Below are 14,706 nucleotides of genomic sequence, written 5' to 3'. Positions count from 1 at the left end.
TCGTTATGAATTATTTTTTATTAGCAGCCGTTTCTAATTCATCCATTCGTTTTTTTAGAGAATCTATAACAGATTGTTGTTGCAGGATATATAGATAGAGTTCTTCTATTTTTTCTACAGAGACTACACTTACTTTTTTAAGATCTAATCCTTTTTGGACTACATCTTTCTCTGTGGGCATACCTGGTAAGTGCTTGTTAGTAACTACATATTTTTCAACCTCTTTAAGAGGCATTAAGTTGTAGTCTTTTTCAAAAACATAATCAGGAAAACTACTAGCATTAGCTACAAAGCTATTTGCTTTAATTTTACCAGAAACTTCTAATTTTTCTGAAGGTGTGCTTGTTCCTATCCCTACTTTTCCTTTAACAGTAGTATATAGGATATTGCCAGCTGGTGAGTTAATTGCAAAACGTGATCCTGTAGTGTTTCCCAGATTAATGTTTAACCCTTTTCTTACATTAAATTCTTGAGTAGTAGTTGTATTACCAAAAATAAGATTACCATCTAGAGTGATGTTATTTTTAAAAGAGGTTGCTTCGTTAAAAGAAGTTACTCCATTAATTTTGTTTTTGTTATTCCATGCATCAAATGTGATGTATTGTTTATTACTTTTTCCTAAAAAATGAAATTGTTTTTCACCAGTATTGTCTTGATCTGATATAAAAGTTAAACCACCATAATGAGTTATTTTTCCTTTTCCCTCTATTGTTAGATCTCCATTTATCTGTAGCATAGATTTTGGGTTATTAGTGCCAATACCTAAAAACCCATTATTATGAACCCTCATATTTTCTTTTCCATTAGAATTTAAAAAAAGAATAATATCATCTCCAGTATTGTCAACATCAGGATGTAATTTTAAACTACCCCAGCTTTGAAATTCACCATCATCAACCCGAAAATTGCCTTTAATATGTACTTTTTCTGATGGAGTAGTGGTACCTATCCCTAGTTTTCCGTTTTTGGTTAAGACCATTTGGTTCCAAAGTGTATTTTTACCTTTTAGATTTCGACTGAAAACTAATTTTTTGGATGAATAGCTGTTCCAGATAAACCAATTAACATCACGAGCATTTAGTTGTATAGTAGCATCATCCCTTGAGTGGTCATTGTTTATAATATACCTGTCTCTTTCGGTTCCTGTTGTTAATCCTCTAGGGAAACTTTCACTTTGTGCATTTGCGAAGTTTATCGAAAATGTGAGTGCAATGAGTAGGCATGTTTTTAATGCGGGTAGTGAATTGTTTTTCATTTTTGTGTTTTGTTAAATGTTGGAAATTAATTTTGCTCTTCAAACGTATTGATGATAGGGATAGAATGAAAAAAAGGTAGGGGGACAAAAGGTGGACATGTCTTTTAGTACCAGTAAAACATAGGGATTTGAAGCGTTGGTTGTTTTTTTTTGTTGTACTGAAATTTAGCCGTAATTAGTTAGATTTTACAGAATAATAACATAGATTTTTTTGAAATGTAGTTGAAATATTATAGAGGAAATATTTTGGATGTTGATGTAATTTTCGGGTTAATTAGATCAGGTTTTAGGTATTGAAAACTTTGCTATAAACGTGAATTTGATGTAAGAATTTGATTTTAAAAAGCCGTCAAATTAAGTTGTTTTTGTAGTTACCTCTCGACTTTAGCCTGTCTTGAGTTAAGTCGAATGGCTCGAGATGACGCGCAGAGAAATTGCATCGCCCCTTTGACGAAGCTCAGGATGATAAGGCTTTTGACGAAAAATTCACTTGTCTTCGATAGCTCTGCTGAGCTATCGAAGTACAATTTTCTATCAAAAATCACTCTGACTGACATGAGTTTTGTTATGTCGAACTTAGGTTGTAAAGGTTTTAATTATTACTTGTTATGCATTTATGTAGGCTTTTTATCTGATAGGGGAGGTTAGCTACAGGTCTTTTATGTATTACCTATACCAATTCTTTTTTTATCCAATATGGGTCCTTAATCCATGTAGTACTTTTGATCCAACTACCTTGTGCTTCATTTTTCTTTTTATATGGATCAGTATGTTCTTTGATGAATTCTAAAATAGACATTGTAAGAACCTCGTCTCTTTTATTTAGAGAAGTGTTATATAATATGTTTTGACCAATCATGGTATCAGGGGCTTTTAAAATAATACTGGATATATGTTGTTTAGAGATTTTTATACTTTGCTCGGTATCGCTGGCAAAACACTTTGTGTTAGAAAAAAGAATGATTATTATGGCAAGTTTCAAAGTAAAATTATTCATCGTTTCGGGGGTTAGAAGGTTTCTGATGTAAATTTAAATTGATTACATCATTTATTACTGAAATGATCGATGAAATACTGTTTAGTATCGATGAGTGGTTGAAGTTCTTAGGTAAAAAGAACTTGATTAATGTTTGATCTTAAGGTGATTATGGGTTTTGGTAATAAGATAAACATATCAAGGTGCCAAATAGCTGCTGTTCCATTCACTAGATTCTCTTTTAAATTCGACCCGAAGATGATCTGGTTCTTTTAAACGCAAATATTCAATATGACTAGGAATTAATTTTATTGCTGAAAAAAAATGCTTTCCTTTCAGGTAATCAATAGAAGTAGGATCATTGATTTTTTTACCTGGAGATTGTTGTGAAGTATAATCTTTTCTCGATTTTGGAGAAATCCCTTTCCATATAGATTGTAAAGTTTTGTCGTTGGTAATGATTTCAGCTTTAGCTAGTATAGAAATCTGAAGTAACCTTTCAGTGTCCAGAAAGAGAAGGCTTACCGAATTGTATTCGCTGATCTGTGTTACCTTTTTTGATCTACTGTCTGTATATACCATTAAATTTAATTTTTCATCAATATCCCGAAGTACTACAGTTCTCATTCTCGGAGAACCATGTATATCCGATGTTGCTAAAGTGAAATATCGAAAAGGGTGGGTAGGAACCTCTGCTGCAGTTTTAAGGTCGTTTATAATAGATGAAAAAATAATTCTTGTCATTTTACGTACATGTTAGTTGGTCATATAAAATTAGTTAATTTAAGGACCACAATCAAAAAAGGTATCCAAAAACTGAATACCTTTTTTTAAATTATACGATAGAAGCTTAATTAATTACCCAAGGGCCTTTAAGTACACCTCTTGCTCCATCTGTTAAGTTCCAAGTCATGATTTGGTCACCATCAAAATTTACAAATAGCATTTGTTTAGTTTTTCCTGATCCAAAGTCAATTCTGGTGGCAGCTCCAACCTTGTCAAATAATTTTCCTGCTGGGGTATCCCATTCATTTGTAGATCGTATTTTCCCCCATTGTTTTGAAAATCTAATAAATTCTGCAAACTGGCTACCATTAGTAGAGAAATATATTTGCCTTGGATATTTTAGACCTGGGAGAATATCAAAATCTTCCACAAATCTTGCAGCAGCATCATAGCCATCTCCAGTAAATGGGAATTGAGTTATAAAACCAAATATATCGGTTACCGATGCTATAGTGTTTCTATAGATGCCAATAGGTCCATTGGGTAGTGTATTAGCGCTAAATTTTTTTGATTCATAATTATAATGTTGCATCTTTATTCCAGTTTGATCAAAAAGATAAATAACATCATCAGCGGCTCTAATTCCTGCTCCTACATTTGGTAATGCTGTAATTCCCATAGGACCATTAGGGTCATTTAAGTCGAATGTGCCGAGTATGTTAGCGTTACTTACATTATAGTACACATATTTATTACCTGCTTTATTATAAAGTACAATATTGCTTCCCGAAATATGTACAGCGGCACCAATACCATCTTCAAAAATATCTACTAAAGGAGCATAGTTTGCTGTAGGTAGCGTACCTTTTAGTTTACATTCTACAACATCATATTCTGTAGCTAGTTTGGTGCCCACAATCTGATCAGGGCGTTCTGCACTTCTAACTACATAGGATAGGGGTAAACCAGCTCTTATATCTGTGCTTTCTGCCAGTTTGTTAGCTATGGCTCCAATTGATGTTTCTCCGGTAAGCTCAAAAGTACCAGCAGCATCACCTCCATAAGCGATGACTTTGATTTTTAGATTTTTTAATGCACTAAACGCATTTACATTAAGATTCCCTCCAGCATTCACTCCAAAACCGTCGTAAGCAAGATTTAAGCTAGCTTCCATTTCCTGACGGCTAGATGTAGATTCTACCAGCATGTAAAAAATACGACCATAGGTTACAGAAGAAATAAAAGTAGCGGGATTGTCTTCTTGTACATAAGTACGTAATTGATCAGGAGTAACACTACCATCAAATATTTCGGCAGGGCTGGTAGGGAGATCAAAACTCATGGTGTAATAGGATTGACTCATTTTTACCAGAGTACGATTATATTGTTTTTCACTGCTGAATGACATATTAGCTTCTGCTCTAGCTCCATATCCTTCTACTGTAAGACCCATTTCTAAGGCCATTTGACTTTGAGATTCTACCTGTATGATATCTAACTGAAAGTTTGCAGGGACTACTTCTCCGGCATTAGAGATAATAGTATTCATTCCTTCTTGGATCGTACTTTTCTTAACCTGATCTACAGAAAAGGTAGATTGAAGATTTCCATTGTTCAAATTATATGAAATTGTTCCACCAGCACGTTTTACAACAATAGGAGAAGGAGTAACATTGGATAAAGTCTTACCTTGTAATAAACTCCCCGGATAGATAACATCGGCACTGGAGTTAAAAAGTGGAAATTGCCCATTGCCATCTAGAACGCTTAAGGTCTTAGTTGTGCAAACAAAACGTTCGGTTGCTGTAATATTGCCATTCTGACCTTCACGGTCTTCATTTACAGGAGCCGATTCTTTTATTATATCTGTTTTTCTTGATTTAGGAAAGTCTTCAAATTCACCTCCTATTGAAATTACTTCTGCAAAAGTAGTAGGTTCGATAATAGGATCGGTTGGCTCTTTGTCATCATTGCTACATGATATAATTATCCCTGTAAGAAACAAAAGGATTGTTTTTTTTAGTAAATAAGTTTTTAAAATTTTCATGATTAGAATGTTTGTCTGAATTTTTTGTTTTTAAGATTGTGCAAGAATTGCCTGATTAACTATTTTTATTGTCAGGTAGAACTTCACAAAACATTGATTACTACATAGGTTAACAAAACAAACTTATTCTAAAGGCAATAGATAAAGAAGAAATCGAGGTGGACAAAAGGGAGACACTCGGTAAGTGTCAGTATTTATGGGTGTTTCGGAATGTGTGTGTGATTGCTTTAAATTTTAAATAATATCTTGTAGAGGTTTTTTTTGAATTTGATAAGGTGTTTTTTATACTGTTTTTTTGAAATATTCAGGATATTGACAATTTATTTAGAGAATAAACTTGATGCTCATTTGTGCTAGTTTTTGTTTATAAAAGTGTTAAAAAATAAGAGTATTGAAAACGAATTATGATAGGAAATGCTCTTAAAGTAAATAAGTAAAAAATATCCCAATTAAGATTTCAGGGTTATTAATTTAATTTTATTTTTGCCTATGCAAAACAACGTACTTATTTTAGATTTCGGATCGCAATATACTCAGCTAATTGCACGAAGAGTTAGAGAGTTAAATATATATTGTGAAATACACCCTTATAATAACTTACCTGAGAATATATCAGACTTTGCGGCAGTAATCCTTTCGGGTTCCCCATTCTCTGTTAGAGGAGAAGATGCTCCTCATCCTGATCTATCAGAAATTAGAGGAAAAAAACCACTTTTAGCTGTATGTTATGGAGCTCAGTATCTGGCTCATTTTAGCGGGGGAGAAGTTGCTCCATCAAATACTCGAGAGTATGGGAGAGCTAATTTATCATTTGTACAAGAAGGAGAACAGTTTTTTGAAAATATTACAAAAGGTTCTCAGGTATGGATGAGTCATAGTGATACTATAAAAAAACTTCCTACAGGAGCTGTTAGATTAGCAAGTACAGGAGATGTAGAAAATGCAGCATATAGAATTGAAAATGAAAAAACTTACGCTATTCAATTTCATCCAGAAGTATATCATTCTACCGATGGTAAAAAATTGTTAGAAAACTTCCTGATTAAAATAGCAGATGTTCAACCGGATTGGACACCTGATTCTTTTGTAGACTCTACTGTAGCAGAGCTTAAGGAGAAAGTAGGTAACGATAAAGTAGTATTAGGGTTAAGTGGCGGTGTAGATTCTACAGTAGCTGCAGTATTATTGCATAAAGCTATTGGAGAAAACTTACATTGCATTTTTGTTAATAATGGATTATTACGTAAAAATGAGTTCTCTGCGGTATTAAAGCAGTATGAAGGAATGGGACTTAATGTTAAAGGGGTTGATGCTTCGGCACGTTTTTTGGATGCTTTGGCTGGAGAAAGTGATCCTGAAGGAAAAAGGAAAACTATAGGAAGGATTTTTATAGAAGTATTTGATGATGAATCTCATAAAATAGAAGATGCGAAATGGTTGGGGCAAGGAACGATTTATCCTGATGTGATAGAGTCTATATCCGTTAATGGCCCTTCTGCTACCATCAAATCTCACCATAATGTTGGTGGATTACCAGATTTTATGAAATTGAAAGTGGTAGAACCATTACGTATGCTATTTAAAGATGAGGTTCGTAGAGTAGGAGCATCGATGGGGCTTGATCCAGAATTGTTAGGAAGACATCCTTTTCCAGGACCCGGATTGGCAATTCGAATATTGGGAGATATTACACCAGAGAAAGTTGCTATCTTGCAAGAAGTAGATGCCATATTTATTAATGGATTAAAAGAAGATGGTCTTTATGACAAGGTTTGGCAGGCAGGAGCTATTTTATTGCCTGTGCAAAGTGTGGGAGTAATGGGAGATGAACGTACTTATGAAAATTGTGTTGCACTAAGAGCAGTAGAAAGTACAGATGGCATGACGGCAGATTGGGTAAATCTACCTTATGAATTTTTACAAAAAACTTCTAATGCAATAATAAACAGGGTAAAAGGCGTTAATAGAGTAGTATATGATATTAGTTCTAAGCCACCGGCGACAATAGAATGGGAATAGAAATATATTAAATTAGATAGTTAGGGAATTAAAAAACAAATCGGATAAATACATGAAAAAGTTCTTATTGATATTTCTGTTGTTGATAGTATCAGGTTCAACTTTTGCACAACAATATAAAAGTCATACCGTTGCAAAAGGAGAAAATGTGTATAGAATAGCTAAACGTTATAATACAACTCCAGAAGCTATATATAGAATAAATCCAACAGCAAAAAAAGGAATTAGTGAAGGGGAAATCCTGGCTATTCCAATTGTCGATGATCAGGAATATAATACTCATATTGTAGAAAAAGATGATACTGTATACAGTTTGTCTAAAAAATACAATATAAGTATAGAAACTATATATATACTTAATCCAGAAGCCGATAAAGGTATTAATATTGGGCAAATTCTAAATGTTGGTAAAATTGTAAAAAAGGCCCCTACGTCTATTGATGCGATATCTGAAAACGGAAAAGATACAGTACTTGATAGTTTAAAAATTATTCCTAAAGAGAGAAAAATCATTCGGTTTATAACCCATAAAGTTAGAAGAAAAGAAACGCTATATGGTATAGCAAAGAAGTATGAAGTTACGGTTGAGGATATAAAAAAGAATAATAAGAGGTTGTATTCTGAGCAAATCAGGAAGAAAGATAAAATAAGAATACCAGTATATGAAGATGAGTCTACATCCATTGGGACGGTTACAAATCCAACCGATTCCAGATTATCTGCTACAACTAGGTATACAATAAAACCAAAAGATACTAAATATAATATTGCAAGAAGACACGGGATCACGATAGCAGAGCTAGAACAACTCAACCCTAATATGAATCAGAGTTTTCCTATTGGAATGCAAATTACTGTGCCAACAGCTATTTTTGTGTCACTAAAAGATTCAATTCAACCTGGATTTGAGTTATATGAAGTAAAACCTAAAGAAACTGTTTTTAGAATATTGCAGCGTACAGGTATCTCTGCTGATTCTTTGTTTAAAATGAATCCTTATTTAAGAGATGGGCTTAAAGCAGGTATGGTTATTACAATTCCTAAAGATACATTAACAGCCGTTTCAGATCTAGATATGACCAAAGAGAAATATCTAGACCTGAGTAAAAATCTTTATAATTTCTCTCCTAAAAAAGTGGCCATAATGCTACCTTTTGGTTTGGATACTTTAAATTTTGACGCAAGAAAAGATACAGAAGGATTCCTTAAAAGCAAACAAAGTCTTAGAATAGCATTAGATCTTTATAGCGGAGTGTTGATTGCTGTAGATTCTGCTAGGACAAGAGGAATTACTACAGAACTTAATGTTTTTGATACTCAGAAAAGTAATAATGAAGAGTATATTAAAAAACTAATGGCAGAAAATGACTTTAACGAAACAGATGTAGTAATTGGACCATTATATCAAGCTAATTTAGAAATAGTGGCTTCAGAACTTAAAAAGTATAATACACCAGTTTTTTCGCCCGCATCAAGAAAAGAATCGAGTTTATATGATAATTTCTTTCAAACCCGTCCGACTAATGTAATGCTTCAGGATAAAATAATATCATATGTAGAAAGAGATTCTATTGATAAGAATATTGTGATTATAGTGCAGCAGGGAACAAAATACGAACAAATTAAAGAGAAATTAATCGCTAAATTTCCTAAAGCTAAAATAGCTAAAATTGAAGAAGGAAATTATCTTTATGAAATTAGATTGAATAAAGTTTTAGATAAGAATAAGCCTAATTGGGTTTTTCTGGAATCAAATGATGTAGCAATGATAAGTAATGTTATTCCTTTACTTAATGCCAAAGCAGAAAGTCATGAAATAACATTGTTTACGACCGATAAGAATAATGCTTTTAATAACGATAGTGTTAAAAATATGCATTTGTCAAAACTACATATGCATTATCCTTCAGTAGATAAAGAATTTGAGAATAAAGAAATAGAAGAAGGCAAAGAAATAGCACCATTTATTAAAAGGTATAAAAAAGAATATGGTATTGATCCTAATAATTGGGCTATACGAGGTTTTGATATAGCATATGATATTTTGATGCGATTAGGAACCGCTGATGATCTATATCACTCGGCTTCTTATGAAGGAACAACAGAGTATGTTGAGAATAAATTTAACTATTCTAAGAAACTCTTGGGAGGGTATCATAATAATGCAGCATATTTGATTAAGTTTGATGATGAGTTAAAATTAACTCTAGTTGAATAATTTTTGTTAGTTTTAGAATCTTAAAACTAGTTCTTAAACATCAGTTTTAGAGAAAAATAAAGTGTACAAGTATTATTTGGGGAATATTTTTAATACGAAATTAAAAATATATTTTTGGTGTAAAAAAAAAGGATTTTTTATATATATTTGATACTGTATTGGTTATCTCTTTTTTTTATTATTGTTCTATGAAATGAAGATTTCTTGGCATTATAATTGATTAGATTGGAGTATTAAAGAAAACAAAGGAAAATAAATCAAAATTAGATTCTAGAAATTATGTATTTTTTAAAAATACGTGTATATTTAGAACTAAAAATTAATGCTATTTTGCTGAGCGCAAACAATATTTGCCCCATATTGTGTTCCCCCGGCGTCTCTTAAATAGATGAAAATATAACTTTTATTTGGGCATAATTGTTTGCAATTATGAGTAAGTGCTTTACTATTATTTTAATTTTATTTTTTGCCAATAATAATGGTTATGTAGGGAAATTCTCGTACGCAGAAAGAAGCGAATTAGACTGGTCAGATTTTAGAGGTAAGCCTAATCTGAACAGTAGTTATGGTGCTAGTGTGAATACAGGAATAACTTATCAATGGTCTTATGGTAAAGATAAAGGAGAAATTGAATTAAATTATCAAGTAGATAGTTTTTGTTACCCATCTTTGTCTTGGGTTAAAAGAGGGCATATGTCAGAAGAACTTCTTTCTCATGAGCAATTACATTTTGATATTTCAGAATTACATGCGCGAATAATGAGAAAAAGACTGAAAGAATATAGTTCAGGTAAAAATATAAGAAGAGACCTTAATAAAATGTATAAGCTGGTAGAGAGAATGAGAATTAATATGCAAGAAAGATATGATGAAGAAACAGATCATTCAAGAAATAGAGGAGCTCAGAAAAAATGGGAAAAAAAGGTAGAGACACTAATGTGGTATTACCGAGATTTTACTGAATAATTGTTTTATAACTAACCTCATGGAAATCCAACTCCAAAAGGATTTTTTAATCAAATTAGCACATACTAAAATGCCGTTTGGCAAATATAAAGACAGGTATCTTATTGATCTTCCAGAGTATTATGTTGTTTGGTATCACAACAAAGGCTTTCCAAAAGGATTACTAGGACAGCAACTACAAACAGTATATGAATTAAAACTTAACGGATTAGAGTATTTGATTAGGAATATCAAAAAATTATAATCACATATTTACAAATTCATACCCAGAAAGCTCACTCTCCTGTAGACTTATTTCAGTTTCATTTAGTAAAATACCGTGCTCTACAAAAGCTTTTAGATTAGCAAGCCAAAATGTCCAACCATTACTGCACCCATAGTGTATTTGTAATTTGCTCTTATCGTCTACAGGGATATCAAATTGGGATAAAATCACCATAGTTACATTATTTTTCTTTTCGAGTTTTACAGAAACTTTTGAATTGCTAAAACTAATTTCTATATAGTTATCCCCATTAGCTTCTAGTACTTCTCCTTTTTCTTTTTCATCCCAATTATGCCATTCCCAAGTATATGTATCACCTTTTTGAATGCGCTCTAATGGCTCTCTGATTTGTCCATTCGTAGTATTGTATTCAGCATGTTTTAAAAACCAAGAAGTGATGCCTTTTGGGGTGGCCCATAAATCATATAATTCTTCAATAGATTTATGGATGTAAATTTTTTTGGTAAACGAATTCCATTGTAACTTTTCCATGATTAAAATGATTTTGATAGTGTACTAAAGATAATAAATATTAAATAGTTGTATTTGCCTTTAATTAGAGAGAATATAGAGGGGTAACATTAAGTAATGGTAATGGTTCGCCTCCAAGAGGACTAGTTGATATTGTTATGGAAAAAATTATAATTAAAAATATTGTTGTTGTTGGATATCCGGGCACGCCAAAGTACTTCTTGCTGATGTGAAAAGAATGGTAGATGAGGCAAAAGAAAAAGAAAAGTTTACTATACTAAAAAGCGTCAGATGAAAATCTGACGCTTTTTTTATTTTTAATTTAAGTGGTATATTATGTTGTTTCAACAACTTTAGAAAAGATATCTATATCTACCTGATTCTTTGTAAGATCTTCAAATGTTTCACGCTTGCGAATCAAATGTGCTTTTCCTTCATGCCACAATACCTCTGCCGGGCGATAACGAGAATTGTAATTGCTAGACATAGAAAAACAGTAGGCGCCTGCATTTTTGAAAGCAATAGTATCTCCTTCATTAATTTCAGGAATCCTTCTGTTTGTTGCAAAAGTATCTGTTTCACAAATATATCCAACTACCGAATAAAAACGTTCTTTTCCTTTCGGGTTAGAAATGTTAATAATTTCATGATGTGAATTGTAGAACATAGGTCGAATGAAGTGATTAAAACCACTATCAATTCCGGCAAAAACAGTAGATGTAGTCTGTTTGATTACATTTACTTTAGCCAAAAAATATCCAGCTTCACTTACCAGGAATTTACCAGGTTCAAAACCTAGAGTTAGTTCTTTGCCGTATTCTTTGCAAAAAGTATTAAAGCGTTTAGTCATTTTATTGCCAAACTCCTCAATGTCAGTTTCAATATCACCTAATTTATAAGGTACTTTAAATCCGCTACCAAAATCAATAAAATCTAGGTTTTTGAAATTCATTGCAGTTTCAAAAAGTATTTCACAAGCACGTAGAAACACTTCAATATCCAGAATGTCACTACCTGTATGCATATGTACTCCATTAATACGCATTCCAGTATTTTCTACAATCCTAAGAATATGTGGGATTTGATGAATTGATATCCCAAATTTACTATCAATATGTCCTACCGATATTTTGCTGTTTCCTCCTGCCATTACATGCGGATTCATACGGATACATACAGGGACATTAGGGTGCTTTGTACCAAATTGCTCCAGAATAGAAAGGTTATCAATATTTATTTGTACACCCAAGGCAGAAACTTCCTCTATTTCTTCAAGAGAGACCCCGTTAGGAGTAAAAACAATATTACTTGGTTTGACACCAGCCTTTAGTCCTAATGCTACTTCTTGAGCAGAAACAGTATCTAGTCCGGCTCCTAATGAATTCATTAACTTTAAAATAGCAAGATTAGACAGTGCCTTGACTGCATAATTAAGTTTTAACCGTTTGACTTTCTTAAAAGCATCAGAAAGACGATCATACTGTGAGATGATTTTTGAGGAGTCATAAACATAAACCGGGCTCCCATACTCATTTGCAATTGCTAATAAATTTTCATTTTCCATTGTGTCACAAATTTAAGCCTACGAAATTATCAATAATATTAGAGATATTGGTGTCTTGAAAAGAAAAAATCTAATGCATAAGAAAAATTAAGATTTTTAACTTGTGTTTAAGGGATATAAACAGTGTTAATTAGTACATTTAATAAAAAAATCATGCTACCTCTTTTTCCATTACAAACCGTTGTGTATCCCGAAGAGCGATTGCCTTTGCATATTTTTGAAAAAAGGTACCAACAATTGATTACTGAATGTGAAGAAGAAGGAATTTTATTTGGTATACCTACTTATATTGACGAAAAGTTAGAATATGGTACCGAAGTAAAACTTCAAAAAATAGTTCAGAAATACCCAGGCGGAGAGAGTGATGTTGTATGTCAAGGAACACGGATTTTTAAAATCAAAAACTTTTATCAGCAATTTCCTGGCAAACTATACGCCGGAGGAGAGGTAGAGTTTCTTAAGGATGATGATAGTAGTGAAGAAGAGTTGCAAGAAGAGTTGCTTAAAAATATTGCTATTTTATATGTAGAACTAACAATAAATAACCCACCTGTATTTGACATCCCCTTTGTTAGTTATCAGGTAGCACATAAAATAGGATTGGCTCTGCATCAAGAATATCATTTGTTAAAACTTCGTAATGAGGTAGAAAGATTAAAGTATTTGATTGGCCATCTTAAAAAAACAATTCCTGTGGTGAGAGAAATGAATAATGCTAAAAAAGTGATCAAAATGAATGGGCATTTTAAAAATTTTGACCCTTTAGATTTTGAGGATTTTAAATTGTAATGAGTTAAGCGGCAATCTTTACCTTTGTTAACGTAATTTTTTGATTGTTTATAGAATTAAAAAAGACTAGTTTTTTTTACTATAAAAAGATTGGCACAATAACTTCACTTTTCCTATTTTTGGAACTCCTAAAAAAGGCAAAAAAATAATAGTATGAACTTACACGAGTATCAGGGTAAAGAGATATTAAATAGCTTTGGCGTGCGTATACAGCGCGGTATTGTAGCACAAAATGCAAATGAAGCTGTAGCTGCGGCAAAACAACTTACTGCAGAAACCGGAACAGGATGGCATGTAATTAAGGCGCAAGTTCACGCTGGTGGACGAGGAAAAGGCGGTGGAGTGAAGCTTGCTAAAAACCTTAAGGAAGTAGAAGAGATAGCAGAACAGATCATAGGAATGAACTTGATTACTCCTCAAACTTCGGCAGAAGGTAAGAAAGTTCACCAGGTATTGGTAGCAGAAGATGTATATTATCCTGGAGATAGTGAACCGAATGAATTTTATATGTCGGTATTGCTAAATCGTACTTCTGGACGTAATATGATTATGTATTCTACAGAAGGAGGTATGGATATCGAAACTGTAGCAGAAGAAACTCCTCATCTAATTTTTACAGAAGAAGTCGATCCATCTGTTGGATTACTCCCTTTTCAAGCAAGACGTGTTGCTTTTAATTTGGGATTAAGCGGAACTGCTTTTAAAGAAATGACCAAATTTGTAATGGCATTATATACAGCTTATGTTAAGTCAGATGCATCTTTATTTGAAATAAACCCTGTTCTTAAGACAAGTGATGATAAAATTATGGCAGTAGATGCCAAAGTGACCTTGGATGATAATGCATTATATCGTCATAAGAATTATGTAGATATGCGTGATATCAGAGAGGAAAATCCAATCGAAGTTGAAGCAAAAGAAGTAGGTCTTAATTATGTAGATCTTGATGGAAATGTAGGATGTATGGTAAACGGTGCAGGTCTTGCAATGGCTACAATGGATTTGATTAAACAAGCAGGAGGAGAGCCGGCAAATTTCCTTGATGTAGGAGGTACTGCTGATGCAAAACGTGTAGAGACAGCATTTAGAATAATCCTTAAAGATCCAAATGTAAAAGCAATTTTAATCAATATTTTTGGAGGTATCGTTCGTTGTGATCGAGTAGCACAAGGAGTTGTAGATGCTTATAAAAATATGGGTGACGCGATTAATGTGCCAATTATAGTTCGTTTACAAGGTACTAATGCTGATATTGCAAAAGAATTAATTGATAGTAGTGGGCTAGATGTACAAAGTGCAGTACAGTTTCAGGAAGCTGCTGACAAAGTACAGGCAGTATTAGCATAATAACTAATTAGATTTTAGTATATATTAGAAGCGATCTATCAATGATCGCTTCTTTTTTTTATA

The 14,706-nt window shown here is 32.7% G+C and carries 12 protein-coding genes; 6 read left to right on the top strand and 6 right to left on the bottom strand.

The genetic code is table 11. The features are described from left to right. Positions 1-10 precede the first annotated feature (10 nt). The 4 genes from ATE84_RS21215 to ATE84_RS21200 all read right to left on the bottom strand — a co-directional run bounded on the left by ATE84_RS21215 (position 11) and on the right by ATE84_RS21200 (position 5,004). A complete protein-coding gene (locus ATE84_RS21215; RefSeq protein ID WP_101449869.1) occupies positions 11-1,255 on the bottom strand; it encodes a hypothetical protein in 1,245 nt (414 codons plus the stop codon). A gap of 670 nt (positions 1,256-1,925) precedes the next feature. After that, complete coding sequence (locus tag ATE84_RS21210) at positions 1,926-2,252, bottom strand: hypothetical protein (protein ID WP_101449868.1); 327 nt, start codon at positions 2,250-2,252, stop codon at positions 1,926-1,928. A gap of 177 nt (positions 2,253-2,429) precedes the next feature. Then, positions 2,430-2,975, bottom strand: coding sequence for a pyridoxamine 5'-phosphate oxidase family protein (locus ATE84_RS21205; protein ID WP_101449867.1), 546 nt, complete (start codon positions 2,973-2,975; stop codon positions 2,430-2,432). A 106-nt stretch (positions 2,976-3,081) separates the two neighbouring features. Then, a complete protein-coding gene (locus ATE84_RS21200; protein ID WP_101449866.1) occupies positions 3,082-5,004 on the bottom strand; it encodes a thiol-activated cytolysin family protein in 1,923 nt (640 codons plus the stop codon). 489 nt (positions 5,005-5,493) lie between these two features. Here ATE84_RS21200 and guaA point away from each other — a divergent pair, with 489 nt between their 5' ends. The 4 genes from guaA (at position 5,494) to ATE84_RS21180 (ending at position 10,451) form a co-directional block, all read left to right on the top strand. Then, on the top strand, positions 5,494-7,023 hold the full coding sequence (guaA, locus tag ATE84_RS21195) for a glutamine-hydrolyzing GMP synthase (protein WP_101449865.1): 1,530 nt from the start codon (positions 5,494-5,496) through the stop codon (positions 7,021-7,023). A 52-nt stretch (positions 7,024-7,075) separates the two neighbouring features. Beyond that, a complete protein-coding gene (locus tag ATE84_RS21190; protein ID WP_101449864.1) occupies positions 7,076-9,241 on the top strand; it encodes a LysM peptidoglycan-binding domain-containing protein in 2,166 nt (721 codons plus the stop codon). Positions 9,242-9,670: 429 nt separating this feature from the next. After that, on the top strand, positions 9,671-10,207 hold the full coding sequence (locus tag ATE84_RS21185; RefSeq protein WP_101449863.1) for a DUF922 domain-containing protein: 537 nt from the start codon (positions 9,671-9,673) through the stop codon (positions 10,205-10,207). 19 nt (positions 10,208-10,226) lie between these two features. Then, on the top strand, positions 10,227-10,451 hold the full coding sequence (locus ATE84_RS21180; protein ID WP_101449862.1) for a DUF3820 family protein: 225 nt from the start codon (positions 10,227-10,229) through the stop codon (positions 10,449-10,451). Here ATE84_RS21180 and ATE84_RS21175 read toward each other — a convergent pair whose 3' ends face one another. Both ATE84_RS21175 and lysA read right to left on the bottom strand, forming a co-directional pair. Further along, positions 10,452-10,964, bottom strand: a complete 513-nt coding sequence (locus ATE84_RS21175) for an SRPBCC domain-containing protein (protein ID WP_101449861.1) — start codon at positions 10,962-10,964, stop codon at positions 10,452-10,454. A 313-nt stretch (positions 10,965-11,277) separates the two neighbouring features. Further along, positions 11,278-12,507 (bottom strand): diaminopimelate decarboxylase, encoded by a 1,230-nt coding sequence (gene lysA / locus ATE84_RS21170; protein WP_101449860.1) that lies wholly within the window; start codon positions 12,505-12,507, stop codon positions 11,278-11,280. A gap of 153 nt (positions 12,508-12,660) precedes the next feature. On the opposite strand from lysA, the gene ATE84_RS21165 reads away from it, so the two are divergent. Next, positions 12,661-13,296 (top strand): LON peptidase substrate-binding domain-containing protein, encoded by a 636-nt coding sequence (locus ATE84_RS21165; protein ID WP_101449859.1) that lies wholly within the window; start codon positions 12,661-12,663, stop codon positions 13,294-13,296. Positions 13,297-13,449: 153 nt separating this feature from the next. Next, positions 13,450-14,643, top strand: coding sequence for an ADP-forming succinate--CoA ligase subunit beta (sucC, locus tag ATE84_RS21160; RefSeq protein WP_024771265.1), 1,194 nt, complete (start codon positions 13,450-13,452; stop codon positions 14,641-14,643). Positions 14,644-14,706: the final 63 nt, after the last annotated feature.

Source organism: Aquimarina sp. MAR_2010_214, assembly GCF_002846555.1.
Classification (GTDB): Bacteria; Bacteroidota; Bacteroidia; order Flavobacteriales; family Flavobacteriaceae; genus Aquimarina.
Note: the sequence above shows the minus strand (reverse complement) of the source record. Positions and strands in the feature narration are given on the sequence as shown.

Coding starts and splice junctions, on each gene's coding strand:
- ATE84_RS21215 (WP_101449869.1), bottom strand. CDS start 1,255: ATGAAAAACAATTCACTACCCGCATTAAAAACATGCCTACTCATTGCA.
- ATE84_RS21210 (WP_101449868.1), bottom strand. CDS start 2,252: ATGAATAATTTTACTTTGAAACTTGCCATAATAATCATTCTTTTTTCT.
- ATE84_RS21205 (WP_101449867.1), bottom strand. CDS start 2,975: ATGACAAGAATTATTTTTTCATCTATTATAAACGACCTTAAAACTGCA.
- ATE84_RS21200 (WP_101449866.1), bottom strand. CDS start 5,004: ATGAAAATTTTAAAAACTTATTTACTAAAAAAAACAATCCTTTTGTTT.
- guaA (WP_101449865.1), top strand. CDS start 5,494: ATGCAAAACAACGTACTTATTTTAGATTTCGGATCGCAATATACTCAG.
- ATE84_RS21190 (WP_101449864.1), top strand. CDS start 7,076: ATGAAAAAGTTCTTATTGATATTTCTGTTGTTGATAGTATCAGGTTCA.
- ATE84_RS21185 (WP_101449863.1), top strand. CDS start 9,671: ATGAGTAAGTGCTTTACTATTATTTTAATTTTATTTTTTGCCAATAAT.
- ATE84_RS21180 (WP_101449862.1), top strand. CDS start 10,227: ATGGAAATCCAACTCCAAAAGGATTTTTTAATCAAATTAGCACATACT.
- ATE84_RS21175 (WP_101449861.1), bottom strand. CDS start 10,964: ATGGAAAAGTTACAATGGAATTCGTTTACCAAAAAAATTTACATCCAT.
- lysA (WP_101449860.1), bottom strand. CDS start 12,507: ATGGAAAATGAAAATTTATTAGCAATTGCAAATGAGTATGGGAGCCCG.
- ATE84_RS21165 (WP_101449859.1), top strand. CDS start 12,661: ATGCTACCTCTTTTTCCATTACAAACCGTTGTGTATCCCGAAGAGCGA.
- sucC (WP_024771265.1), top strand. CDS start 13,450: ATGAACTTACACGAGTATCAGGGTAAAGAGATATTAAATAGCTTTGGC.